This window comes from Lachnoclostridium phytofermentans ISDg (genome assembly GCF_000018685.1).
Taxonomy (GTDB): domain Bacteria; phylum Bacillota; class Clostridia; order Lachnospirales; family Lachnospiraceae; genus Lachnoclostridium; species Lachnoclostridium phytofermentans.
This window is the reverse complement of sequence record NC_010001.1, coordinates 186,966-212,582: the sequence shown is the minus strand read 5'-3', so window position 1 is coordinate 212,582 and position 25,617 is coordinate 186,966. Positions and strand designations below refer to the sequence as shown.

26 protein-coding genes and 3 tRNA genes are annotated in these 25,617 nt (G+C 36.2%); 2 read left to right on the top strand and 27 right to left on the bottom strand.

Features of this window, described 5'->3' with window-relative positions:
• Positions 1–19: 19 nt before the first annotated feature.
• The 11 genes from CPHY_RS22380 to CPHY_RS00910 form a co-directional block, all read right to left on the bottom strand.
• Positions 20–280 (bottom strand): helix-turn-helix domain-containing protein, encoded by a 261-nt coding sequence (locus CPHY_RS22380; RefSeq protein WP_049762276.1) that lies wholly within the window; start codon positions 278–280, stop codon positions 20–22.
• A 17-nt stretch (positions 281–297) separates the two neighbouring features.
• On the bottom strand, positions 298–633 hold the full coding sequence (locus tag CPHY_RS22375) for a hypothetical protein (RefSeq protein WP_049762275.1): 336 nt from the start codon (positions 631–633) through the stop codon (positions 298–300).
• A gap of 159 nt (positions 634–792) precedes the next feature.
• Positions 793–1,683, bottom strand: coding sequence for an AraC family transcriptional regulator (locus CPHY_RS00945; protein ID WP_408611165.1), 891 nt, complete (start codon positions 1,681–1,683; stop codon positions 793–795).
• A gap of 202 nt (positions 1,684–1,885) precedes the next feature.
• A complete protein-coding gene (locus CPHY_RS22265; protein ID WP_278183983.1) occupies positions 1,886–2,008 on the bottom strand; it encodes a hypothetical protein in 123 nt (40 codons plus the stop codon).
• Positions 2,008–2,889, bottom strand: a complete 882-nt coding sequence (locus CPHY_RS00940) for an MBL fold metallo-hydrolase (RefSeq protein WP_012198196.1) — start codon at positions 2,887–2,889, stop codon at positions 2,008–2,010. Before CPHY_RS00940 ends, CPHY_RS22265 begins: the two co-directional genes overlap by 1 nt.
• Before the next feature lie 80 nt (positions 2,890–2,969).
• A complete protein-coding gene (locus tag CPHY_RS00935; protein ID WP_012198195.1) occupies positions 2,970–3,245 on the bottom strand; it encodes a GNAT family N-acetyltransferase in 276 nt (91 codons plus the stop codon).
• A gap of 162 nt (positions 3,246–3,407) precedes the next feature.
• On the bottom strand, positions 3,408–3,932 hold the full coding sequence (locus CPHY_RS21895) for a hypothetical protein (RefSeq protein WP_012198194.1): 525 nt from the start codon (positions 3,930–3,932) through the stop codon (positions 3,408–3,410).
• 21 nt (positions 3,933–3,953) lie between these two features.
• A complete protein-coding gene (locus tag CPHY_RS21890) occupies positions 3,954–4,256 on the bottom strand; it encodes a beta-propeller fold lactonase family protein (protein ID WP_012198193.1) in 303 nt (100 codons plus the stop codon).
• Between the two features lie 21 nt (positions 4,257–4,277).
• Entirely contained in the window at positions 4,278–4,862 is a 585-nt protein-coding gene (locus tag CPHY_RS00920) for an HD domain-containing protein (RefSeq protein ID WP_012198192.1), read from the bottom strand.
• A 202-nt stretch (positions 4,863–5,064) separates the two neighbouring features.
• Positions 5,065–6,471: a 23S rRNA (uracil(1939)-C(5))-methyltransferase RlmD gene (gene rlmD, locus CPHY_RS00915; RefSeq protein ID WP_012198191.1), complete on the bottom strand. Its 1,407-nt coding sequence runs from the start codon at positions 6,469–6,471 to the stop codon at positions 5,065–5,067.
• Positions 6,472–6,717: 246 nt separating this feature from the next.
• Positions 6,718–7,665 (bottom strand): 3'-5' exoribonuclease YhaM family protein, encoded by a 948-nt coding sequence (locus tag CPHY_RS00910; RefSeq protein ID WP_012198190.1) that lies wholly within the window; start codon positions 7,663–7,665, stop codon positions 6,718–6,720.
• 285 nt (positions 7,666–7,950) lie between these two features.
• On the opposite strand from CPHY_RS00910, the gene CPHY_RS00905 reads away from it, so the two are divergent.
• Entirely contained in the window at positions 7,951–8,835 is an 885-nt protein-coding gene (locus tag CPHY_RS00905) for a GNAT family N-acetyltransferase (protein ID WP_012198189.1), read from the top strand.
• A gap of 114 nt (positions 8,836–8,949) precedes the next feature.
• On the opposite strand, the gene CPHY_RS00900 is transcribed toward CPHY_RS00905, so the two are convergent.
• From CPHY_RS00900 to CPHY_RS00855, 10 genes are all read right to left on the bottom strand, one after another.
• The gene (locus CPHY_RS00900) at positions 8,950–10,326 is read right to left on the bottom strand and encodes a S1C family serine protease (RefSeq protein WP_012198188.1); all 1,377 of its coding nucleotides are present in this window, start codon (positions 10,324–10,326) and stop codon (positions 8,950–8,952) included.
• Positions 10,327–10,492: 166 nt separating this feature from the next.
• Positions 10,493–11,881, bottom strand: a complete 1,389-nt coding sequence (locus CPHY_RS00895; protein ID WP_012198187.1) for a sensor histidine kinase — start codon at positions 11,879–11,881, stop codon at positions 10,493–10,495.
• A 40-nt stretch (positions 11,882–11,921) separates the two neighbouring features.
• Positions 11,922–12,638: a response regulator transcription factor gene (locus CPHY_RS00890; RefSeq protein ID WP_012198186.1), complete on the bottom strand. Its 717-nt coding sequence runs from the start codon at positions 12,636–12,638 to the stop codon at positions 11,922–11,924.
• Between the two features lie 33 nt (positions 12,639–12,671).
• The gene (locus CPHY_RS00885) at positions 12,672–15,062 is read right to left on the bottom strand and encodes an endonuclease MutS2 (RefSeq protein WP_012198185.1); all 2,391 of its coding nucleotides are present in this window, start codon (positions 15,060–15,062) and stop codon (positions 12,672–12,674) included.
• A gap of 419 nt (positions 15,063–15,481) precedes the next feature.
• Positions 15,482–15,982, bottom strand: coding sequence for a tRNA (cytidine(34)-2'-O)-methyltransferase (locus CPHY_RS00880; RefSeq protein WP_012198184.1), 501 nt, complete (start codon positions 15,980–15,982; stop codon positions 15,482–15,484).
• Between the two features lie 154 nt (positions 15,983–16,136).
• Complete coding sequence (locus CPHY_RS00875; RefSeq protein WP_012198183.1) at positions 16,137–16,607, bottom strand: chemotaxis protein CheX; 471 nt, start codon at positions 16,605–16,607, stop codon at positions 16,137–16,139.
• Between the two features lie 254 nt (positions 16,608–16,861).
• Positions 16,862–18,022: a pyridoxal phosphate-dependent aminotransferase gene (locus CPHY_RS00870; RefSeq protein WP_012198182.1), complete on the bottom strand. Its 1,161-nt coding sequence runs from the start codon at positions 18,020–18,022 to the stop codon at positions 16,862–16,864.
• Entirely contained in the window at positions 18,019–18,501 is a 483-nt protein-coding gene (locus tag CPHY_RS00865; RefSeq protein ID WP_012198181.1) for an Lrp/AsnC family transcriptional regulator, read from the bottom strand. The genes CPHY_RS00870 and CPHY_RS00865 overlap by 4 nt, the downstream gene beginning before the upstream one ends.
• Positions 18,502–18,534: 33 nt before the next feature.
• The gene (locus tag CPHY_RS00860; RefSeq protein WP_012198180.1) at positions 18,535–19,533 is read right to left on the bottom strand and encodes an AIR synthase family protein; all 999 of its coding nucleotides are present in this window, start codon (positions 19,531–19,533) and stop codon (positions 18,535–18,537) included.
• 213 nt (positions 19,534–19,746) lie between these two features.
• The gene (locus CPHY_RS00855) at positions 19,747–20,706 is read right to left on the bottom strand and encodes a VanW family protein (RefSeq protein WP_012198179.1); all 960 of its coding nucleotides are present in this window, start codon (positions 20,704–20,706) and stop codon (positions 19,747–19,749) included.
• 276 nt (positions 20,707–20,982) lie between these two features.
• Here CPHY_RS00855 and CPHY_RS00850 point away from each other — a divergent pair, with 276 nt between their 5' ends.
• On the top strand, positions 20,983–21,597 hold the full coding sequence (locus tag CPHY_RS00850; protein ID WP_012198178.1) for a hypothetical protein: 615 nt from the start codon (positions 20,983–20,985) through the stop codon (positions 21,595–21,597).
• 46 nt (positions 21,598–21,643) lie between these two features.
• Here CPHY_RS00850 and CPHY_RS00845 read toward each other — a convergent pair whose 3' ends face one another.
• The 6 genes from CPHY_RS00845 to CPHY_RS00820 form a co-directional block, all read right to left on the bottom strand.
• On the bottom strand, positions 21,644–22,351 hold the full coding sequence (locus CPHY_RS00845) for a 3'-5' exonuclease (RefSeq protein ID WP_012198177.1): 708 nt from the start codon (positions 22,349–22,351) through the stop codon (positions 21,644–21,646).
• Positions 22,352–22,414: 63 nt separating this feature from the next.
• Positions 22,415–23,104 carry an endonuclease III gene (gene nth, locus CPHY_RS00840; protein WP_012198176.1) on the bottom strand — a complete coding sequence of 230 codons (690 nt, stop codon included), beginning with the start codon at positions 23,102–23,104 and terminating at the stop codon, positions 22,415–22,417.
• Positions 23,105–23,168: 64 nt separating this feature from the next.
• Entirely contained in the window at positions 23,169–24,920 is a 1,752-nt protein-coding gene (locus CPHY_RS00835) for a B12-binding domain-containing radical SAM protein (RefSeq protein ID WP_012198175.1), read from the bottom strand.
• Positions 24,921–24,956: 36 nt separating this feature from the next.
• Positions 24,957–25,027: transfer RNA gene (locus CPHY_RS00830), tRNA-Gly, on the bottom strand.
• 116 nt (positions 25,028–25,143) lie between these two features.
• Positions 25,144–25,229: transfer RNA gene (locus tag CPHY_RS00825), tRNA-Leu, on the bottom strand.
• Positions 25,230–25,233: 4 nt separating this feature from the next.
• Positions 25,234–25,315, bottom strand: a tRNA-Tyr gene (locus tag CPHY_RS00820).
• Positions 25,316–25,617: the final 302 nt, after the last annotated feature.

Below are 25,617 nucleotides of genomic sequence, written 5' to 3'. Positions count from 1 at the left end.
TTTTGTTGATTCTACTTTATCATAGAGAGTCGATAGAGACTTTCAAAAACTCGCTATCTTTTAAAATTCCGCTTGCAGACATCCCTGTCATTTTTTTGTTAGTATAAGCCAGATGTGCAGGAGTATCAAAGCCTGCTGTCATCGCTGCCTTTGTTATACTTCCTCCATCAAATACCACATCATAAGCCTTTTGCAGAGCATACAATACGATGTAACTCTTTAACGGTATACCCGTTTCTTCTTTAAATAGATGTGCCAGCCTACTTTCCGATAGCGCCAATTGGCTAGCAAAATGCTTTAATTTATGCTCTTCTTCCCCACACTCACATAGATCAAGGTAAGAAAGAAGCCTGTGAATACGCTCATCAAATCCATATGTAACGCCGTCTCTATGAACCTTGATGTTGGGTCAATCAGCATAGTGAAATGTACCTTATCACCTGTTGTAAAATTATGCTGTACATTCCTATCTACAATAATGCATCTGCAATGAATCATATCTTTTCCAATCATGATTTCAAGATTATCTTCACTGCTTAAAAACAATTGTAACATATAGTGCTTGTGCGTACTTGCTTTGACTGTATTTGAGATTGCACCGATGCCTTTCTCACATTTAAATATGATATTCATAGAACCCCCTTACCTTAGTCTTGATATATTCCAATTTAACTCATCCTATTTATAAGTCCTTATCATTGAACAATCTTCTTTTCTTTTTAATTTATTAATGTTCACTTCCCCATACCTCCATATCAAATTAAATCAAATCTGCCTTTCGAAATAGGAATGTTATTTCACTTTCACTGGAACATAGATATCCATTACCGTATCCTGTCTATGATGGCAACGTTCATCGTAATATTCAAAGTCAAGCTTACTTTCGTCATAAACATATCCGCTATCTTTAAACCATTCCTCAAAGATATACTTCCATGTACTTGCAATGATCTTGGCAAATTCCTTTTGTTCCATATCCTTTGTCGTATCGACCGGAGGAGTAGTGAATACGGCATACACAGCCTCTGGTACGACTACGGTTAACATATCTTCCTCAACCTTTGAAAAATCTTCAACTATAACACCTAAAAGATAGATTGCATTTCCATCTTCCGATAGGGGTACACAAAGGCCTACTTCCCCATGTTTTTTCGGGTTTAGGATTTTATACATTTTACTCTCTAGATTTTCACCATCATAATTGCTCCAAAAGGACGCAACATCTTTTGTGTACGCATCTCCGGTAATATTGGTCTTTATTCCATAACCAGCTACCATAAATTCAGGTCTTTTAACAATTGCAGGATTCATAATATAACCTCCGATTTCTACTGTTGTTTTCGTTTCTGCATAACCAGCCATCCGCTTCATAAACTGTGTGGGACTATAACCAAATGCATTGCGAAAAGAATTCGCAAACCCGCTTGGAGTCTCAAATTCATAATCAAATGCAATGTCAATAATCTTTCTTCCTTGAAATAATTGGGTCGCTGCTAAAGATAATCTGCGGTTTCTGATATACTCCATAACGGATATTCCCTTACATAAGCTAAACACTCTACTAAAATGATAAAGAGAATAGCCAATCTGGCTAGCAACTTCCTCCATCGTTATATTTTCTTTGATATGCTCTTCGATGTATTCCACACATGTTTCTATATCTTCTCTATAGTTCAATAACACCTCCACCAAGCCTTTCTCCGTACGGTGACTTTAGTATAACAGTAACTCCATTAGAAAGCTGTTCCCGTTTTGCTAACTAGACGTCCTTTTTATCTTTGTTTAATTTGATAATAACATATAAAAAATGTCAATTAAAGTATTTTGCTCTATACTTTATAATTGACATTTCATTGGAAACCTATATTTTTTCATTGTACTTCGATTAATTGAATGGGAGGTACATAATATGCATATCTGAATATACACCATCCTTTAAGCGAAAGCCTTCCGGAATCGTGCCTACAATCGTAAGCAGGGCAAGTGTATTGACACTTCCCCCACTCATTAGCTACCTGCTAGCCACAGTAACTTATTATCCTTAAATTCTACTTCCAATTCCCCTTTATCATGTAAATATGACAAATAAGAACGTACAGTACTACCTACAAGTACATATTGGGTAAAATCCATTGTTAATTGGAAATTATCAAAGATGTTCTTTAAAATATCTTCAAAGCATTTGGGTTCTTTACATGTTTTTTTAATCAATTCAATTATTTCAAATATTTTATTCCTATTTATGTCCACGAGTTCCTTTATATTATCTGTCGGCTCCGCATGTGCAGGGATAAATAGTTTTCCTTGCAAATTTTCTACTTTTACTAATGTCTCCAAATACTTATTTACATCATATAAAAAAGAAACATGATATTTTTTAATAATATTAGAACTAGTTAAACAATCTGCGAGGAACCACACATCATCAGAAGTTTTTAATCCAACCATAGAGAAACTGTGACCATCTAAGCGAATCATCTCTAGCCCCTCTGGTAACACTTCTTCTGTCAGTTCTGAAATTGTACTTGCTTGTGCCATTAAAAATTTATTTCTTAATTCTTTACAAGGATATCCTCCGTATAGAAAAGAAGGTTCCAAAACAGGATTTTGAATGAATGATTTATCAATTCCTGCTGAATATGCAGGACATTCTAAACGCTGTTGTAATAAACTATTTCCACCAATATGGTCAGCATGTGAATGTGTATTAATAATCATTGATAATTTCCAATGGTGCGCTTCAAGAATTTTTTGTACTTTCTTCCCTGCTTCTTTATCATTACCACTATCAATTAGGCACACATCACTCTCATTTATTCTATAAATTCCTATTTTGGCAGGGCAATTGATATAATATGTTTTTTCGCCTACTTGTATTAATTCGTACATTGCTCTTCCTCCAACGTATTGCTTCCCATTCAGAGATCTCATTGTATCTGCTAATCATTATTTCAATGACTCAACTGCCATTAATTTAATATATCATGGTACTCTTTATTCTTTTCCAATTGTGCTTTTACGTAAGAACATTGAGGAATTATCTTTTTGTTTTCTTTCCTTACCCAATCAACAAGTTCTTTCAGTAACAGCTTTCCAATACCCTGACCCTTTAGTTCGTCCGAGACATATGTGTGATCAACTATAATCAGATTTTCACCAGAAAAAATATATGTCATTATTGCTAACGGATTTTCTTCTGAATCTCCTATATAAAAACTCTTAGTGCCTTTTTTAATTTCTAACATTACAGTACCTCCTTCTTTAACTATCCCAAATCACTGTTTCCTTTTGTGTGATTTATTATTCTTCATTTACCTCTTATTATTGTATGCTATATTTAAATTTTCTCTTATTCTATAATAAGCAAAAATATTACTTGGTGCAAGGTCCCCGCATGAAACAGGCTGCTATTCCGTTGCCGACAAGCGCCCCTCTTTCTGGCGATATTCCATATAGCGAAGCCCCTGCTCCCTATCCTGCCAGCCCTTCTTTCCTTGACCAAAAATAGTTGTAATCTGCTCAATAGTAGTTAGATTATTGGGAATATACGACGCCGCTTCTCCCGTATGTATTGTCACAACTGGAATATAAGCGCCATCGTAGACATTGACAAACATCTTCTTTAGTCGCCCGGTGTTCTCATCAGCACTATAACGAACTTCTTCAAAGTTATAATCATATCCGTTATTTATATTCAGAGGTTCAGTGGGAGTAAGTGCCGATGTATCCATTTTATCTATGTCAGCCCCGAGAGTAAACCCATTAACATTAAAGTTATAAAAATCATGATCGCCAATACCTTCATTTGCTCTATTCGTTGCAAACACTATACTGAAGATTAAGACGAATACGGTCGCAGCAACAATGATCCATGCCGAAGGTGTTTTTAAATTCAGTGCATTTTTTTTCCGTCCCTTAAAATTGCCCTCCATGGTTATCCCTCCTTGTGCTCCTCAATAAGCTTTTTCTTTTATCTCATTGGAATACTCTGTGATTACATAAAGATATGACTCATTCTCTGAGAACAGGGCATGCCTTGGGCCGCTGCCTTCCGGAGCCTTTATGATTCGTTCCAAGGTCAGATAACCTTGATTTACTGCATATATAAATATATGATCCAACGCAATATTTACCGCAACCAGCCTGTCTTCCTTACGATTTAACAACACACAATGAACACGGGTCAGTGCAGCCGCACCTTCCTGCTGAATCTCCTGATGAAGAATATCACCAAAGTGACCTGATTCCACCCGCACCGCAAATCCCTTGATGGAAGGTCATTTTATACCACAACTCTCTCTAATACAGGACTCATATATTACATTAGCCTCATTTAATTTAGGTAATCTCGGTTTGTAGCGTTGCTCTGAATGAGCTAACAAGTCTGCTTTTTGAAAACAGAAAAGGTATGGCATAAGCTCATCTCCTATCAAATCAACAGCTTCCTTAACACCTTCTACTGTAGGGGTGATATAATAGTCATGATATTTAATAAGTCTACATATCTTATTTTTAAAAACTTCTTCATATCCAAGTCTTGTTAAAATTAGATTTGCTATTATTTCACTTGCTTCCTCATGTCCCTTAAAACTATCAACATTATCAATAACAGTTTTTCTATAAGGTTTACCTATATCATGTAAAAGTGCTGCTATCTTTAAAATCAAATTAGAATCAACTTTGTTTACTGTTTCTAATATGTGATCAAATACATTATAAATATGAGCAGGCATATTCTGTTCACAGTCAACACAAATAATAAGTTCTGGAACAATTCTAAGAATTTCATCCTTGTACTCTTTTATATCCTTACTTGAAACAAGGATATTGTTTAAATTTTCTCTATCTACTGAATATGTCATACTATCTCCACTTTAGTAAATCAATACATTATATATTAATCTGTATCTACATTGAAAAAGACTAGCCAGATATTGTGTCAAGCCCTACTTTTTATCCTTGTCACCACAATACGTCATCAGAATTATACTCTCAACAATCGATTCTTAGCCAATCAACCCTTCAGATTTCTTGGTGAATCTTTGCATGAGATGTACAATCTGCTTACAACTCATTCCTTCTTGTAAGAAGTGTTACGGATTCAACGTGCACCGAGTGCGGGAATTGATCAACTGGTCTAACCTTCTTAAGATCATACCCATGCTCTATCAAATATTTTAAATCCCTTGCCAGTGTTGCCGGGTCACAGGAAACATAAACAATTCTTTTTGGTTCCATAGCAACGATAGTTTCTAATAAACTTTCGTCGCATCCTTTTCTAGGTGGGTCTACAACAATCACATCTGCATAGATCTTACCACCGCTTAATTGATACTGTTTTGGCAATACCTCTTCTGCTGCACCTACAAAAAACTCTGCATTGTTGATGTCGTTTAATTTAGCATTTGATTTGGCATCCTCGATAGCTTGCGGTATAATCTCAACCCCATACACCATCTTTGCTTTTTGGGCTAAGAATAACGAAATCGTTCCAATCCCACAGTATAAATCCCAAACAAGTTCATTCCCTGTTAGATCTGTATAATCCAGTGCCAGCTCATATAGCTTCTTTGTCTGTACTGGGTTTACCTGATAAAAGGATAATGGTGAGATTTGATATTTTATATCACCGATATAATCCGTAATGTAGGTAGGACCATATAAAGGTATGATCTCCTCCCCTAAGATTACATTCGTTTTCTTGGTATTCTTATTAAGACAGATACTGGTGACCCTAAAATCTTTTGGAAGGTTCGGACATGCTAAAATTTGTTTTATTAACTTATCGCTAGCTGGTAACTCTTTGCCGTTGATAACTACGCATATCATTAGTTCCTTTGTAGTAAATCCAACTCGAAGTAGGATGTGTCTTACTAGTCCTTGGTGACTTTCTTCGTCATAAATACTGATGTTTTCCTGCTTCAAAAAATTTCGAATGCAAGCAATGAGAGGTTCTGTACTTTCGTCACCTATGTGGCATTTAGCAGTATCGATAATGGAATGAGTTCTACCTGCATAAAATCCGATCACTACTTCACCGTCCGTTCGTTTTCCAACTGGAAATTGCGCTTTATTACGATAGTAATAAGGGTTCTCCATACCAACAATTGGCTCCATCGGTGGATTTTCAATTCCACCAATTCTCTTTAAACAATTAAGAACTTTATTCTGCTTATAGCGTAATTGCTCCTCATAGGATAATTGTTGAATCTGACAACCTCCACACTTTGATGCAATCTCACATCTTGGATTAACACGGTAAGGGGATGGGGTTACAATCTGTTCGATACGGGCATAACCATAGGTTTTCTTAGTCTTCATTACCTTAACAAGAAGTTCATCTCCTACTACTGCATCCTTTACAAACAGAGTGAATCCATGTACCTTTCCAATCCCTTCCCCATCTGCACCGATGTCTTCTATCGTTATTGGTACGACTTCATTCTTCCCTGGTATCTTAACCTGTTCCATATCTAGCCTCCACGCTACGACTGTTCTTTAGGAGTAACTAATGGCTCAAGTTTGGCGTAGCACAAACTTGTTACTCTCTCTTTCTATAGCAATTACACATGAGATTTAAAAGTATTCTATTATATCGGAATTACTATTACACCCAATTTAGAATCTGCTCTTACGCAAAAGAAGTTTGTGCCACAATAAAATGGCACAAATCTTCTAATAATACTATGGTAATCAATTTACTAAAAACAATTCATTTTATTCATAATCTGAAGTTCTTCTCACGTTAGACTCAAATAAGCGCTGGAATCCAAGCCAATCATTCTTATCCTCTTCTCCTGTTAAGATTTCCTTCATAGTCTGTAACTTTGCATCTAAATTATCCGCCATACTAAGAGCTAATGCTTCCATAAGTGCTGGCTTCTTTGGTGATCCATATTCCAGTTCTCCATGATGTGCTAAGATACAATGCATAATTTCGCTCGCCATCTTCTTGGGAAATCCAGGAATTGTCTTCATTCTTTCATTTAACTTAGCAGTTCCAATAAAGATATGACCAAGGAGGTTACCTTCGTCGGTGTAATCGTTTTCAGGGAAGCTAGAGATTTCATCTAACTTACCAAGATCATGAAACATCGCTGATACTAATAATAAATCTCTTTGAATCAATGGATATTGATCCGCTAAGTAATCACATAAACGTACCACTCCTAGTGTATGCTCCAGTAATCCGCCCATAAAGCCGTGATGTACGCTCTTTGCAGCAGAGTGCCTCTTAAATCGTAATGCAAAGTCCTTATCTTCCACAAAAAAACTTTGCGCTAACTTCTTTACATGTGGCTCTTTTATTTTGTCTACATATCTTAGTAATTCCTTATACATATCCTCGACATTCTTATCGGTAGACGGCATATAATCTGCAGGATCATATTCACCCTCTTGGCATTTTCTAACACGTTTTACATTTAGCTGTAAGGAGCCTTGAAAACAAGTTACTTGCCCTTCGATATGTATATAATCCATGGTATCAAAATGTTCAATTCCAGGGCCTAGTTCCCATACCTTAGCATCTTTTATTCCGGTTTTATCTTGTATTAACATGGAATAATAGCTTTTTCCAGCCTTTGTTTTTAAAATTTGAAGTTGCTTACAAAGATATGTTTCCTTAAACATTTCTCCGTCTCGTAACTCACCTAAATATCTCATTTTATTACCTAGCCTTTCTATTCTAGAACAACTGCGATTGAAATTAACTCTTACTTCAACCACCTATATTCTATTATACCCCACCTAAGTCAATATATAAAGTGTGAAATACTAGAACTCTTATACATTTTTCTATCATTATCGAAAAGAAATTGCTTCTGCCTTCTAATAATACCTTAAACTTTTTTCTAACCCACATTTAAGGTTTTCTTCTCTTTCCTCTTATGGTAAAATTAACATGGAATTTGCTGGAATCTATCGATCAAATTCAGAAACGAGGTAATTATGGAGTATAAAGTAAATTTTCAAAATGACACAACTTTAAGAAATAGTTTTCATGCCTTAACCCAAAAGGTATTTCATTTTCAACTAGGGGATTGGTATGAAAATGGGTATTGGAGCGAATCCTATGAGCCACATTCCATGATAGATGGTAATACTGTTGTTGCTAATATTTCCGTCAATCATATGACTACGACACTCGATGGGGTAAAGAAGCATTTCCTACAACTCGGAACTGTTATGACAGACCCTGCCTATCGTAATCAAGGCCTTAGTCGACAATTGATGGTATCAATTTTAGAAAAATATCTAGGTAAAGTGGACGGAATTTATCTCTTTGCAAATGACAGTGTGCTTGAGTTTTATCCGAAGTTTGGATTTACCAAAAGTAACGAATATGTCTATCGCTATCACGTAAATTCTTCCGAATTAAAAAACAATTTAGATTGTAAAGATTTCGAACCTCAAAAAGTAGATATTACCGATCCTAATCAAAGAGAATTCTTAATAGAAGCTGCGAAACAAAGCGTCCCAAATGAAGCTTTCTCCATGGATAATTTTGGCCTTATGGCTTTTTGTCTAACGGGTCCATACTCTAATAACATTTATTACCTACCTAAGCTAGATGCCTACATCGTAGCAACAATCCACGAAAAAATTCTTTTCCTTCAACAAATTATTGCTTCAAAAATTATTGAACCGAAGGATATCGCCTTATTTTATAGTGATAAAATTGAAACGATTGAGTTAGGGTTTACCCCGTTTCATACCTCTTTATACGAAGTATCTACTTATCATGAGGAGGATAGTACTTTATTTATTCTTGGTGAAGAGTTACTTGCTATAGAACGTCTGAAATTGCATTTTCAAGACCTATCTCATGCTTAATATACTACAAAAGCAGATCTCTCTGGATCTGCTTTTGTTCCTTTTAAGACATCAAAAGAGCTTATGCTCCATAGATTGATTACTCATCTATTTTACAAAAGCCCCTTATTATTTCTATTCTTTTAGTTCCAGTACCACCTTAACACTACTTTCCGAAAGCTCTTGCTTAACCTTTCGTTGAACAACAACAGTTACAGTTTCTTTCGGCTTATAATTATTTAATATAGTATTGAAATTAGTTACGGAAGAAATTGAGAATTCATTAACCTGAGTAATAATATCTCCCTGCTTAATCCCTGCATTAAATGCTGGTGAATCAGAACGAACTTCTGTAACATAAATACCTCCTGAAAGATTAAACGATTGTAAGACATCGGAAGGAATATCTTCACCAATAATTCCAAAAGTAACTCTCTCAGTTTTATTAGCTAATTTGTCCATGATTGATGTTAGCCTAGAGATACCAATCACTGTACTTACATTCGGATTTGCGGGATCCTTCATCGCTTGAGTCATGATACCAATAATCTCACCATTTGTATTAATAATGACACCATCACTGTTACTATTTACATTCAAATCAGTATGAAATACATCAAGGCGATTGTCCATAATGTAATAGTAATCACCTCTGCTAGAGATCATACCAAACATCATTGAGCCAAAATATCCATCAGGCTTACCAAGTGCAATCACTGGCGTACCAAGCGTAACTGAATGGGATTCTCCAAGTTTCGCAGTCTTTATTGATGACACTTGCTGTGGTGGTATATCTTTTAATTTAACCGCAATCACTGCTAGGTTATAATCTTTATCAAAAGACCACAGTTTACCGGGAACGGTAAGTCCAGAAGCGGTAAAACCAGAATTAAATGTTACTTCTAAATCACTTGCACCATTAATCTTATCTAGACTCGTTAGGATAAGTATCTCTGCACTATTTTCACCAATTACGATACCGGTAGTAGTGCGTTTGGTTTCATACGTTTCATCAAACCAATCTACTCGATTTTCTATGGCTGTTACCATAGCCAAACCACTCATAGCCGTAGTACCAACCTTCCTTAGTTCAAATAGCATACGTTCATAATCTTCTATGGTTGCTTCTATCTTCTTCTCAACAACCGTCTCTTGATCCCCGTTCCCCTCGCTTGGGGCCCCTGTCACAGAAACAGTTGGTTCTGGTGTCGTACTGATACTCGGTGTTATTGTAACATTCTCTCCAGTTCCGTCAACTCCATTAGGATCCTCTTGCCCCTCGGACGGAAAAGTAATCGGTTCTCTTTTAGTCGTATCAATTCCAAGCACCTTAATCCAAAAATGATCGGATTTTATGAATACATATCTTGCCACCAAGCCAAAAATAATTGCGAGAGCCACAGCAAAGGCAGTGGCATACGCCATTTTCTTAACCCTGTGTTTCCTCCTCGGTACTACTTTTTCCTGAATAAAGCGAAACTCTTTCTCAGGTTCAGGTGTCTTCGTTTCCATATGTGCTCTCCTTACGCATACATAAGTATCAATTGTGCCTGTCTTTTCATACTAGCACAGACTTATGAACTAACTATGAAGAATCTGTAAACAATAAAACTACGATTTTGCGGTAATTTACTGTATTTTGACATTATTCGATTCATAGTCTTTACCATCGGCTTTATTAATAATCTGTTTTCTTTAGAGAAAAAATAAATTCTGTACCAACACCCTCCGTACTGACAACATTAATATTTTCATTGTGGGAGGTAATGATTTCCTTGGTAATTGATAACCCGAGGCCAGTTCCCTTCTTATCTTTTCCTCTTGAGGAATCTGTCTTATAAAAACGTTCCCATATCTTTTTAATACTATCTTTCGGTATTCCTATTCCATGGTCTTTTACTGATATTAAGACCTTAGACCCCTTCTCTTCCGTTGTCACCTTGATAGTGGAATCTACATTACTAAACTTAATCGCATTATCAATCAAGTTATATAGAACCTGTTGAATCTTATCGATATCTGCATCTACAAAAGTTTCCTTCGCTGAGAATTCTAATTTAAACACAATACGCTTCTTTGTACATTGTCCCTCGAAGGTAGCTGCCGTCTTTCGTATAACAGCATTGATATCAAAGGAAGAAATATCAAGTAACGTACCTTTATTTTCAAAACTATTTAAGGCTAATAGGTTAGTCGTTAACTTTGTCAAACGTTCGGTTTCAAATAAAATGATATCAAGATATTTATTTTGCATCTCGTATGGTATCGTTCCATCTCTCATTGCTTCTGCATACCCTCCAATTGAGGTAAGAGGAGAGCGGAAATCATGAGAAATGTTAGCTACAAACTTCTTTTGATAATCATCCAGATTCTTAAGCTCATCTGCCATGTATTTGACGCTATTCGCTAATTCCCTATACTCGTCATTCGTTCGTATCTCCATCCGCTCATCAAAGTTTCCTTTGGCATATTCACTGCAAACTTTTGTAATACGACGTACAGGAAATACCGTAATATAGTAGATAATCATAAAGATTAGGAATAATATGATTAAAAATACTAAGTAGCAGACACTGACTAAATCTGTATAATAAATACTTTCACTTCGAATGCTATCCATTGGTATATGGATACATACATACCCTTTAATGGAGTAGTTATAAGGAATACGCACTACTACACTAAGCATAGGTTCTGAAAATATCCCTTTAAAATATACATTTTCCGAAAATGTCTGCTCCAAAAAATTGACATCCATATTTGTAATATTCATTCTGTTTGCATTACTTCTTGTATCTGCTACTACGATACCTGCTTCACTGACAATCCAAATTCGAGTCCCAAGGAATTTATCTATTACTCGCATTTGTTCTTCCATATCTGAATGAGATAGCTTTGTAGCATAGTCAGAAACAATAATGGTTGCCTCCTTATAAAGCTCATCCTTCTTTCGATCCATTAGCTTTTGTTCCATAAATTTAACCCCAAAGGTATTCAAAAGCAGAAACATCGAAATCGCAGCGAAGCAATAGCATAGAATTAATTTTACAAATGCTGTTCTCTTCATAGCATCCTCTATTCTTCATGTAATATTTTTTACAATTAAACTAATTTTTCTTCACTTCAAATTTATATCCGATTCCCCATACCGTGGAAAGTCTCCATGAGATATGATCCTTTATTTTCTCACGCAATCGCTTGATATGAACGTCTACCGTTCTAGTATCTCCAATGTACTCATATCCCCAGATATGATCTAGTAACTGTTCTCTTGTGAAAACCTGATTTGGATGAGAAGCAAGAAAATAAAACAATTCTAATTCCTTTGGTGGCATCTCAATGGAATCCCCGAAGTAAGTTACTGAATAATTCGATTGATTAATGATAAGATCAGGATAAGAAACAAAATCGCCTAGCTCCTGAGTAATTACTTGCTCTGATGTTGACTGTGATGGCACTACGCGACGAAGTACTGCCTTTACTCTTGCTACCAACTCCTTCGTATCAAAGGGTTTTATCATATAATCATCTGCACCAAGTTCAAGCCCTAGGACCTTATCAAAGATCTCTCCCTTTGCAGAGAGCATGATAATTGGTATCGTACTAGTCTTTCTAACTTCCCTGCATACTTCATATCCATCAATTCCTGGTAACATCAAATCCAAAAGAATTAAATTAGGCTGATATTCCCTATACTGTGTAATCGCCTCTTCCCCATCATAGACGATCTTGGTATCAAAGCATTCCTTCATCAAATACAGTGAAATTAACTCTGCAATATTAGCATCGTCATCCACAATTAAAATCTTTTGCTTTGTTGCCATACTTTCCTCCATTCTGCCACGAATCTGGACAGATTACTTAAATTCAACAATCGTAACCCCATGGTCACCTTCGCCAAATCCACCTACACGATAGCCCTTTACATAATTGGTTCTTTTTAGATGTGCATGAACAGCTTCTTTTAACGCACCTGTACCTCTACCATGAATAATCGTAACTTGTGGCAGGTGAGCAAGATAAGCATCATCTAAGTATTTATCTACGAGTGGAAGTGCTTCATCCACACGTTTTCCAATAATATTTAACTCTGGACTTATTGACATAGATTTACTCATACGAATCTTTCCGCTTTGGGTCTTTGTCAAAGCCTTCGCAACAATAGTTTCTTCATCGATTAACTCTAGGTCTGAAATATTTACAAGGGATCGTAATATTCCCATTTGTACATATAAGTCTCCCTTCGCATTTGGAAGAGTACTTACGGAACCCTTTAAATTTAAACTAATAACATGGACAGAGTCACCAACTTTAAAGTCAGAAGGTTTATGCTGCTTGCGGTTCTTCTTCGCTTTAGAAACTAGACTAGAATCCGTATCTCCAAGCTTTTCACGTAAAGCAGCACGTTCATTCTCCATCTCTTTATTGTTGGCGCCACCCGCACCCCATTTATTATACTTACGAATAGTTTCATCCGCATAGTCCTTGGCTTCCTGAAGAATAGTCCTAGCTTTTTCATTTGCTTCTCTAAGAATTCGATCCTTTGCATCATCAATCTTTGAATTCTTCTCTGCTAACTTTCGTTTTAATTCTTCTACTTCTTTTTTGTATTGCTCCGCCTCTGCTTTGTCTTTCTCCATCGCAATACGGCTAGCCTCTAGATTACTAATGACGTCTTCAAAACTCTCGTCCTTCGTACCGATAAATTCTCTTGCCTTTTCAATGATATAATTCGATAAACCAAGCTTTGAAGATATTGCAAATGCATTACTCTTACCAGGAATACCGATTAATAAACGATACGTAGGTTGAAGGGTTTCCACGCTAAATTCGCAACATGCATTGGAGACACCATCTGTGGAGAGAGCGAATATTTTTAACTCGCTATAATGTGTAGTTGCCATGGTACGAATCTTTCTTTGATGAAGGTAACTAAGAATTGCCATCGCAAGTGCAGCACCTTCCGTTGGATCTGTACCGGCACCAAGCTCATCAAATAGGACTAGGGAATTCTCGTTGGCATGTTCTAAAATAGACACGGTATTGGTCATATGAGAAGAGAAGGTACTTAAACTTTGTTCAATACTCTGCTCATCACCAATATCTGCATATACTTCCTCAAAAATTGATAATTCCGAACCATCGAATGCCGGAATGTGTAAACCCGCTTGTCCCATTAAAGTAAACAAGCCAACTGTTTTTAATGATACGGTTTTACCACCCGTGTTTGGCCCTGTGATTACTAATAGATCAAATTTATCGCCAAAATAGATATCAATCGGAACGACCTTCTTTGGGTCAATCAGTGGGTGACGGCCCTTCTTGATATTAATATAGTGACGATTATTAAAATGTGGCTGACTTGCTTTCATATTCTTTGACAGCCCCGCACGTGCGAAGATAAAATCTAGTTCTGCAAGCGTAGTCTGATTATACTTAAGATTATATTTCTCCGTGGCTACCAAATTACTAAGTTCAGCAAGAATCTTCTCAATCTCCTCTTGCTCTCTTACCGCAAGTTCTGCAAGTTCATTATTTAACTTAACAATCGCCATTGGTTCAATGAAAGCAGTTGATCCAGTAGAAGACTGGTCATGCATCATACCTTGGAAGGTATTCTTATATTCCTGCTTAATCGGAAGACAATATCTACCGTTTCTCATCGTAATAATAGCATCCTGAAGCATTCCCTTGGTAGAAGCAGAATTTAAAATACTTCCAAGCGATTCGTGAATCTTATCATTTGTTATTTTAATCTGTCTTCTTACACTCTTTAATCCTGGGCTAGCATCATCTGCAATTTCTTCTTCAGAGATAATACAACGTCTGATTTCATTATTGATTGGAGATAACGGTTCTAACAAATGGAAACGTTCTGTTAAGGTATCCTGTGCAGCTTCCTCTGTTTCCTCGTTATTTTTTTGATTATAGCCATAATTTTTAGCTCTTAAGGTTGCAGTTAAAACAGAGCTGATTTTTAATAACTCTCCAGCTCCCAAAGATGCACCTATCTCTAATCTCATCAGAGTATCTCTTATATCTGGTATTCCGGAGAAGGAGAGTGTCCCCTTTGCATAGAGTCTTGTTAGTGCATCCGTTGTCTCTTGCTGCATCTGAACAATATCTTCTAACTTAACAAGTGGCAATAGCTGATGACATTTTTCCCGTCCAAGGGAAGAACCAGCAAGAGCACTGAGTTTTTCTATAATTTTATGATATTCTAATGTACGTAACGCTTTTTCATTCATAATAAAATCCTCCATTCTGACACAGTGTGAAGCTTCTAATTTTCACACTCGAAAACACACCTGCTTTGTAGTAGGCCGGAAGTTTGTGCCGAGGATTACGTAGGCAGAAACTTCTGTTTGAAAGAACGAAGTTCCTTCAAATCAAATCAATATATCAAACATCGCCCTCATTGTCACTGATCAATTCTTCAGATGCAAATCCTTTGAAGTCCACAACGATAGAGGCATTCTTATTTTACTATATTTTATAATAAAAGTAAAACAACTCTAACGGTTTCTAGCTATAGAAAACAATATCTTTCTAATATTTCAGCTATTTCGACATAAAGCAACAAAGGATACGATATCCTAAAGAACTATGCAAAAGCATGTAGCTTTATAATTCTTTCAATATCGTACCCTTCTTATTCTAAGTAAGCTTACTTTGCTTCCTCCCAAGAATGATGATGGAGATTTCCAAGTAGACGCATATGATCAAAGTTTTGCTGTCTTAATGCCTCATATAAAACAATTGCAACAGAATTGGATAGATTCAAAGAACGAATATCACCGATCATTGGAATACGAATGGAGGTCTCCTTATTCTCTAGTAAGATTTCCTCTGGTATTCCTGCACTTTCCTTTCCGAACATAATAAAACAATCCGGTTCATAAGAAACTTCCGTGTAGACATGTCTAGCTTTGGTTGTTGCCATATAGATTTTCGCATTCGGATTTCTTCGTAAAAAGTCATCATAGTTTTCATATACGGTAACATCTAAGTCTTTCCAATAATCAAGGCCTGCACGCTTAATTTCCTTTTCATCTAAACGAAATCCCAGTGGCTCAATTAAGTGTAGCTTTGTTCCGGTAGCCACGCAAGTTCTACCTATATTTCCTGTATTTGCAGGAATTTCTGGCTCAAATAGTATAATATTCATAATTATAATTATCCCCTTTCTCGCGCATCTTTTTACGCATCTAAAGTTTATACCTAGAAGGCGCAAACTTCTTAAGTGATAGTTTTATCTTCACTTTTTTTCTTAAAACATTTACGGGTGCTACCATAATGGCAGCACCCGAGTAGTCTAATCCTTACTTTTCTTTAATTGCAACATTTATTTCGATTGTTTTTCCATCCTCATAAATGAGTGGAATACAGATATTTGCAGCAAAATTATTTGTAAACTTCACAGTTCCTGTGCACATTGTTGGAGGTGTGATATCTACTTCGATTCCTTTGGTAGAAAAAACTGTTGCTGTATTTCCTAAAATCATGTTGCATAGCTCGCAGATGGCGCTCTTAGACAATTCATCTAGTTCGTTTAAGGTCATCATACACATCTTTGATGCGATATCGAGTGCCACTTTATCTTCAAAACTTAAGATAACTTGACCACTCATCTCTCCAGTTACTCCAAGCATAATAAGTAATGCCTGATCTGCAATAACTGCTTCTTTTGTGTATGGCTTACCTACTTTGGTATCAATCATTACCATATCTTTCAGTACCTTAGTTGCCGCTATTAAAAACGGATTTATATAGTCTGCGCTAATTACCGCCATATTCCCTCCTATGTATCAACACGTTTTATCCATACAGTAGAAATACGCTTGATTCTATATTATTGGTATCAGTAAGAAAATAAGCAAATCACATAGACTTAACGCTAAATCCATAAGGCTGTGTGAAATAAATTTAAATTTTCTTTCACACAGCTACTATTAAGCGATAAGTTATGTGAGCTTATTTTCTATATGTTTTATGTCTACTTACTATTCTATCATAGTTTCGAATATATTATCAACTTTTTTTCACATTATCTGTGTTTTTTGACAAATCTAGCCATTCTTCCTAATGCTTCTTTTAAATTCTCAATGGAATAAGCATAGGAAATACGAAGAAATCCTTCTCCACAATCTCCGAATGCTGTACCAGGTACTACTGCTACCTTTTCTTCCTGAAGTAAAGCATTTGCAAACTCATCACTGGTCATTCCAAGGCTCTTAATGCATGGAAATACATAGAATGCGCCAAATGGTTCAAAACATTCCAATCCCATTTCCTGTAATGCATTTACTACATATCTTCTTCGCTTATCATAATCATCTCGCATCATCTCCACATCCGGATCACCTGCACGAAGTGCCTCCACTGCAGCATACTGACTCGTGGTTGGCGCACACATGATAGCAAATTGATGAATTTTAGTCATCTGCTCAATAATCTCTTTTGGACCAGCTGCATAGCCTAATCTCCAGCCTGTCATCGCATAGGATTTAGAGAAACCATTGATTACGATAGTCCTTTCCTTCATACCAGGTAAACTTGCGATGGATACGTGCTTCGTACCATACGTAAGCTCGCTATAGATTTCATCCGATAGAACAAACAAGTCCTTCTCAATAATTACTTCTGCAATTTCCTTTAACTCTTCTTCGGTCATGATTGCTCCGGTTGGGTTATTTGGAAATGGTAAGACTAGAATTTTTGTTTTATCTGTTATAGAATCTAACAATTCTTGCTTGGTTAATTTAAAGTTATTCTCATGCTTTAACTCAATGATAACTGGCTTTCCATCTGCTAATAATACGCATGGTAAGTAGGAAACATAGCTTGGCTGAGGGATTAGCACCTCATCCCCTTCGTCTATCATTGCACGAAGTGCAGCATCGATAGCTTCACTTCCGCCAACCGTAACTAATACATCATGGCGGTAATCATATGTTAAATTGCATCTGCGGTATAAATAATTACAAATCTCTTTTCTAAGTTCAACAAGTCCGGAATTCGAAGTATAAAAAGTCTTACCTTTCTCTAACGAATAAATACCCTCTTCGCGAATATGCCAAGGAGTATCAAAATCAGGTTCTCCCACTCCAAGGGAGATAGCATCTTTCATTTCACTAACGATATCAAAAAATTTACGTATTCCGGATGGTTGTATATTTACGACTTTATTATTTAATGGATTTCTCAAGGTGTAATCAGCATCCTTTCATCTTCGACTTCATGAACAAGCGGCATACCATGCTCTTTATATTTCTTCAATACAAAGTGGGTGGCTGTACTTAAAACAGCTTCCATTGGGGCAAGCTTACTCGATACAAAATTCGCTACCTCACGCATACTCTTACCATCAATAATTACGGTAAGATCGAAACCACCAGACATTAAATATACTGATTCTACCTCTTCAAATTTATAGATACGTTCCGCGATACGGTCAAAGCCTTGGCCCCTTTGTGGAGTAACTTTTACTTCAATCAAAGCAGTAACCTTCTCGCTCTCGGTTTTATCCCAATTAATCAGAGTAGGATACCCACAAATGATTGATTCTGCTTCCAATTCCTTGATCGTGGCCGCGACTGCTGCCTCCTCGGCGCCTAGCATCACCGCTAGTTCTTTGGCAGTTAGTTTACTGTTCTTGTCAATCGCTTTCAAAATCTTCTCTCTCATGATAATCCTCTCCTTTACTTAATTATAATAGGTCTATTCGGATAGACCTTTATATATCTCATCGCCCTTAAAAGGCTCAAGATAACGTATTTCATCCTCTTTCCTTACAATCCTGTCTGGAGAATTTGTGGTTTTACCAATCACAGAAGCAGGGATACCTTCATTGTTTAATTTCTCAACCAATGCCTCTCCCTGTTTTGTTACAAATAAAACACATCCACCGGAATAAAGTAAATAAGGGTTAAGATCAAGAGTCTCACATACTTCAATAGTCTCTTGAATTAGTAAGATGGAATCTAATGAAACCTCCATTCCACACTGCAAAGATTCTCCAACCTCCCAAAGTGCTGCAAAGATACCCCCTTCAGACACATCATGGGAACATAGGATATCAAAATCCGTTGAAACTTCCATCTCTTTTTGTATCGATAGAAGTTCGCCAATTTTTTTACCACCTGCTAAAAAACTCTCAGTTAAGCGTTCTTTTAATTTCTCTTTCCTAGATTCAATTAAAAGTTTTGTTGCGGATAAACCAATATATTTAGACATTACGATTTGATATTCTTTTGCGGAATCTTCTATCGATTCCTGCTTTTTATCCATCGTATTTGATTGCTTATTAACTTTTCCTGTTGCATGAATCGTTATGGTGTTTTGTGTTGCCCCTGCACCAACCATCGTTTCTCCAGATAACACTGGAATGGAATACAATGTACTTAATCGATTCAACTCTTTACTATATAATTTTAGCTCCTGTTCATCTGCATGACTTCGCAGTGTTAAAGAAGTAGATACTGCAATCGGTTTTCCACCCTTAGCATAGATATTGTTCACTGCTCGGTGAAAAACTGATTCTATTAGTCCAAACTGATTACCCTGCATAGAAGCTGTTGCAAAAAGCAAATCAGTACTTTCATCAAATTCAATCTTACCTGCATCCAGACTAATCACGGGTGTATTCCTTTGTTTCGTTCCTAAAAACTTTAAGACGGAACGTTTTAAAATAACCTCGCTTACTTTTCCCGTTTTCATATCTTTCTCCATCCTTTTTAACGTACTTTCCTAGAAACAATGTGCTAGTTTTCGAAACGATTTATCTTAAGATACTCCCCTCGCTTCTCATTCATAATTTCTGAAAATTAATAAAATCTAGCATTATTTCTAGGTTTCACAGTACAATTAAGCGCTATTATACAACATCCTAGAATTACTTTCAATAAATTCTTGGAAAATTTCTGCCATAAACTATTTAATTCCTATGGTTAAATATTGTGGGGCTGCCTCATACGTACTAGTATTTAATAAAATACGGTCGATAAGCTCTCCTTGGTAGTAGATTAAACGGTATAGTTCAACTTTATAACCACTATGAGCAGACTGTGTAACTTTCAAATAATTTTTTGGTTGATTTTTATCATAAGTTATAACTGCAGGCCCTGGCTCAATTGTTTCGAGAATAACGGATTCATAAGAAACTTTTCGCTTACTTTTATCTCTTGTTTCAACTCCACGGATCCGTACTGTTATACTACCAGCTGGATCCGCAATTGCTTCAATTACAATGGGCGTTTCTAATGTATTTTGAAAACAAAAATCCATATAATCACCAGCGATAGCTGCATCTCTACCAAGTTCCACATAACTTACCGTCATGGAGTGAGGGTGCCGTTCTGTTACTTTTAATTCAGCCCCAAGTACTGCATTGTAAAGTGTAGTGGACACTTGGCAAACTCCTCCACCAATAGCATTGACAACTCTACCATCTTGATAGGTACCTGCATCATCATAACCATTATCCTTTGTAATAGGAGAAATAGCACCAACAGTTGAAAATACCTCTCCTGGGTTTACAACTTTAAGATGTATTTTCTTCGCTGCATTAACAATATTATTTTTTCTTGCTTTCGATGAGTTGTAAAAATGAGTTGTAAATTGCCCCAAAATTGCATTGGCATCGATTTCTACATTTCCTGGCTTTAATGGAGTTGTATTCTCCGTAATCGTTTCTTTCCCTTCCTCCGAAATGAAATCGGCGTTTGGTGTTGCCGTTACCGACTCTGGTGATATGGAAGGTGTTACATCAAGTAAAGCCCCATCCAAAGAATGATCCTGTTCCTTTGGTGGGGCCTCATTATTGCATCCTACACAAATTATTACCATCAAACATAGTAGTACGGTCATAAGGACATTTTGTTTCATTTTCATGATTGCCTCCATCAATATCTCTTATGTTCTATTGTTTGACATTTACAATATATTTATGTATATTTTTCTTAAGTATATGCTATAGCAAATTCGTTTTAAAACGCGTAACCGCATTATTTATTTCTCGTTACGAGAAGATACTTAATATTGTTGGCACCACCATCGCTAAAATAAGTACTACACAAAGTACAATTGCCATGATTCGTTGCGACTTTTTATTGCGAAACATACATACACCTCTTTTCCAATAAATTAACTAAAGAAAGGAATAACACTATGCCTATTATACTTGGTATCATTATTATACTTGGAGCTTGGATTGCTTTCCAAAAAAGAAAATCTGAAAGAGGATCCAAAAAAGATTCCAAAGCTTTCTGGGAGAAAGAAAATCAGTCCAATTTAGTTCGTAAAAAGGACTTATCTACTCTGCCTTACATCACGATTCCTTATGACTCCCTATCTTTAAAGGAAACCAGTGATGCCGAACTAGCTCATATTCAAAAACAGTTATATGAGCTTCGCGAACAAAAGATTGTCAATCTGTCTCATATTACCAATACAGAATTAAAACTTGAGTATGGAACTGCTAACCTTAATCTTTTAAGTTCATATGATCAAAACTTTACCATCCTCATAAGGCTCTTAAACAAATGGGCAACCCTGCTATATGAGAGTGGTGAAAAACAACAGGCAGTTGATGTGTTAGAATTCGCACTCTCAATTGGAAGTGACATCAGTAATTCTTACACTTTACTTGCTAAACTTTATCTAGAGTTTGATAGGAAGGAAGAAATATCATCTCTCATTACCCGTGCAAAAGATGTACAAACCATCTTAAAAGATTCTATCTTAGATCAATTATATGAAATGTATGGGAAAGAGGATGTTTAATTTTTCCGAGATGAAAAATAAAATTTATTTTTCTGGGATGAAATACTTATTTTTTCATCCTGCCATAATGTAAAATTGTTTTATCAATAAACCTTGAAGCCTTACTTTTACTGAAATCAGTAAACCCAGATGGCACCTCTATTTTATGATAGTTGACCAAATCAAGCAAGTACTTTTTTTGTTTCTCTGTCATTGGTTCTTGTTTCTTTACCTTATATTTTAATTCAACTGGTAGAAATAATGCTTCGAAATTATTATTAAATTCTTCATACAATTTCTGATATAAGGTTGCAGCCGCAATCGCATCTTCCAATGCTCTGTGGCTGCATTCTCTTATTATCCCATAATGCTCACACATTGATTCGAGATTCTTTTTCTCAAGATCTGATTTTAATGTTCTGGATAAATAGAGCGTATCAATACCTTGTCGCTCATAACCTATCTTAAGCCTATCTGCTGCAGTTTTTATAAAACTAAAATCAACAGATACATTATGACCGAGAAGTACATCTTCTCCAGCAAAAGTTAGAAATTCTTTGATTACTTCCCTCTCTGTCATTGCACCAGCAAGCATATCTTCTGTGATCCCAGTTAATTCAGTGATTCTTTCTGGTAATGGACACCCTGGATTAATTAGTTTTTCAAAACGTTCTTTTGGCTTACCATCAATATAACGTATGGCAGCTATTTCAATGATTCGGTCTTTTTCCGGACTAAGTCCGGTAGATTCTATATCTATAGCTAAGAAATTCATCCGAACCCCCATTCTAATTCATTTAACAAGCATACAACATTGTAGATTTTATTAAGATTTTTCTTACTTCCTAACTCTAATATTTTTCATATTTTCTTTGCATAGATGTGATAAAAAACATCGGTCACATTGCGGACTTCTAGCAGTACATAATCCTCTACCATGAGTTATAATCTGTATGTTATAAAGAATCCAATGCTCTCTTGGTAGAATCTTCATCAAATCATATTCTACCTTTACAGGGTCATCTTCTTTGGTAAACCCAAGTTTTTTCGAGATACGTTTTACATGTGTATCCACTACGATACTTGGCTCATGAAAGATATTACCACGAATTACATTGGCTGTCTTTCTTCCAACTCCAGCCAGGTTTGTTAGAGCATCAATATCATTTGGTACTTCCCCATGGTATTCTCGTAGTAGCGTTTGACAACAAGCAATAATATTTTTAGCCTTGTTTCGATAAAAGCCTGTGGAATGGATATCCTTCTCTAATTCACTTAAATCTGCATTAGCAAAATCCTCAACACTTTTATATTTTACAAATAAGTCCTTCGTCACGATATTGACACGCTCGTCCGTACACTGTGCACTAAGAATCGTAGCAATTAGCAACTGCCACGGCGTTTCGTGATTTAAGTAACATTTATACTCTGTAGAATAATGCTCATCTAACAAAGCTAGAATCGCATCAATTCTCTCTTTTTCAGCTTTACTAAGTCTCTTTTTTTTGATTTCGTCCTCACGTGCCATTTGTATACTCCTTTCAGTCACACTAAAAATCATGCCTGCTAGTATCCGTGAAACATTGTGAAACTCAAATTTCAATTTCCTTTTGCGTAAGGATGGTAAACTCCGCTTCTCCATGAAGTATTGTTTTCTTCTGATAATCAAACTTTATAAAAAGGTCTTTTTTAACAATATTCCCAGTAGAAGCTGCCTCTATGATGTCATAATCAAAGTGTTCTAAATGTATTTGTTCACCCTTTTTATTCGTTCCTTGTGATGTCATATAAGCTTTAAAAATCTTTTTATACTCCTCCGGATATGGTGCAAAAGAAGGTCTTGTCTTTAAACGTTCTCTTTTATATAAATCAAAAATCATCATCTGCTTTGCTACAGATACAATATTTGAATCAAATCGTTCTATTAAAAATTCAAGCAAAATTTCATATCTACGAATTCGGTTATGGTTTAATCCAAATAATCCGGAAGTTTCATAAAATTTTGCAAGGTCTTCGTAAAAATGAAATGGTGATTCTATAAAATGCTCTAAGAATGCAAGGGTTTCCTTAAACTGCCCGCTGTTATAATAAACTTCGGCCATTTCTTCTACCCCTTTTAGACGTATCACGTCGTCATAAGGAAGCCATTTCGTGTATAAAACCTCATATGGTGGTTTCGCTTTATATATGATACCATATTCTTTACTTACTTCCTCCATGTAGGAGCCCTTTAATACCTTTAAAAATCCAAGCTGTAGCTGGTCCGGTTTCATAGCATATACATCATTAAATGAGTTCCCAAAACTCGTATAATCCTCAAACGGTAACCCTGCGATTAAATCTAGGTGTTGGTGGATGTTATCTGCTTTTTTTATTCTGGCTACATTCTCACTTACCATCTTTAAGTCCATACGACGATTGATTGCGTCAATTGTAGTATCGTTTGTTGACTGCACTCCGATTTCTAATTGGATTAACCCAGGACGAAGCGTTTCTAATAAGGATAGTTGCTCCTCATCTAGGATATCTGCTGCGATCTCAAAGTGAAAATTAGTAACCCCATTATCATGTTCTTTAATAAATTGCCAGATACCCATAGCATGAGATTTCTTGCAATTAAAGGTACGGTCGATAAACTTAACTTGAGCTACTTTTTTATCTAAGAATAAACCAAGCTCTTGATAAACTAAATCAAGATCACGAAAACGTACTCTTTTATCAATCGAACTAAGGCAGTAGCTACAAGAAAATGGACAGCCTCTGCTGGTTTCATAATAAATAATTCGATTCGCAAACTCAGATAATTCCATCGCCTCTTTGTACAGGAACGGAAGTCTGGAAAAATCCATCGGTTTACGATCACGAGTTTTGATAATCTCTCCATCTTCCTTCCGGTAGGCAATACCTGAAATGTCCGATAAAGTTTTTCTTGCATCTTCAATTATATTACTTTGAGTACTTGAATAATACGAGGCTAATTCCGTAAAGGTAGCCTCTCCCTCCCCTATCATAACTCCATCTATTTCAGGAAGTCGCTTTAGACATTCTTCTGGGTCATAACTTACCTCAGGTCCACCAACCCATATCTTAACACTAGCATCAAGCTTACGATATTCCCGTATGACCTCTTCAACCATACTAATATTCCAGATATAACAAGAGAACGCTAACATAGTTGGCCTCTTTTTATATATGCTTTGCAGAATATCATCGGTATATTGATTTATTGTATATTCCGCTAACTCGATATGATCTCTATATTCCTTTGCATAGCTCTTTAAATAGTATATTGCAGGATTAGAGTGAATGTACTTTGCATTGATTGCAGTTAATAAGATTTTCATAGCTGGCTCCTTTCTGGTATTTTTGCGTACAAAAAAAGCGGGTGATGGGAATCGAACCCACGTATCTAGCTTGGAAGGCTAGTGTTCTACCATTGAACTACACCCGCATGTGAATTATGTTCGAGATAAAGGCTATCTCATTTTTGTAACTATGTTTGTAACTATGATATTTAGAAAAACTTAAGGTGATTTCGTATCTAATATCCTAAGGTAGGATATTAGATGCCGGCGACCGGAATCGAACCGGTACGGGAGATTAGTCCCGCAGGATTTTAAGTCCTGTGCGTCTGCCAGTTCCGCCACGCCGGCTAAGTGGATGGAGAAGGATTCGAACCTTCGAAAGCGTCGCTAACAGATTTACAGTCTGCCCCCTTTGGCCACTCGGGAACCCATCCATGGTACTGACAAGGATTGATTATAGCACAGTTATCTTCATTGTACAAGCCCTTATTGAAAAAAAATTAAAATATTTTAATGGTAATTTTTTCATTTACGATTTCAGGAATATTTATACGATTATGCTTAGGAAGAATTATCTATGAATTGATTTTTATAAAGTAAAAAGGACAGCTTCACGGGTGCTGTCCTTTTCGGAGAAGGTATTTTTGTTACTTATGGGGTGTAGCAAAAACTATATAATGTATTGGGGTTTACGTTTATTAGTATAGCATGAGGTAACGCTAAAGTGTGCACAAAG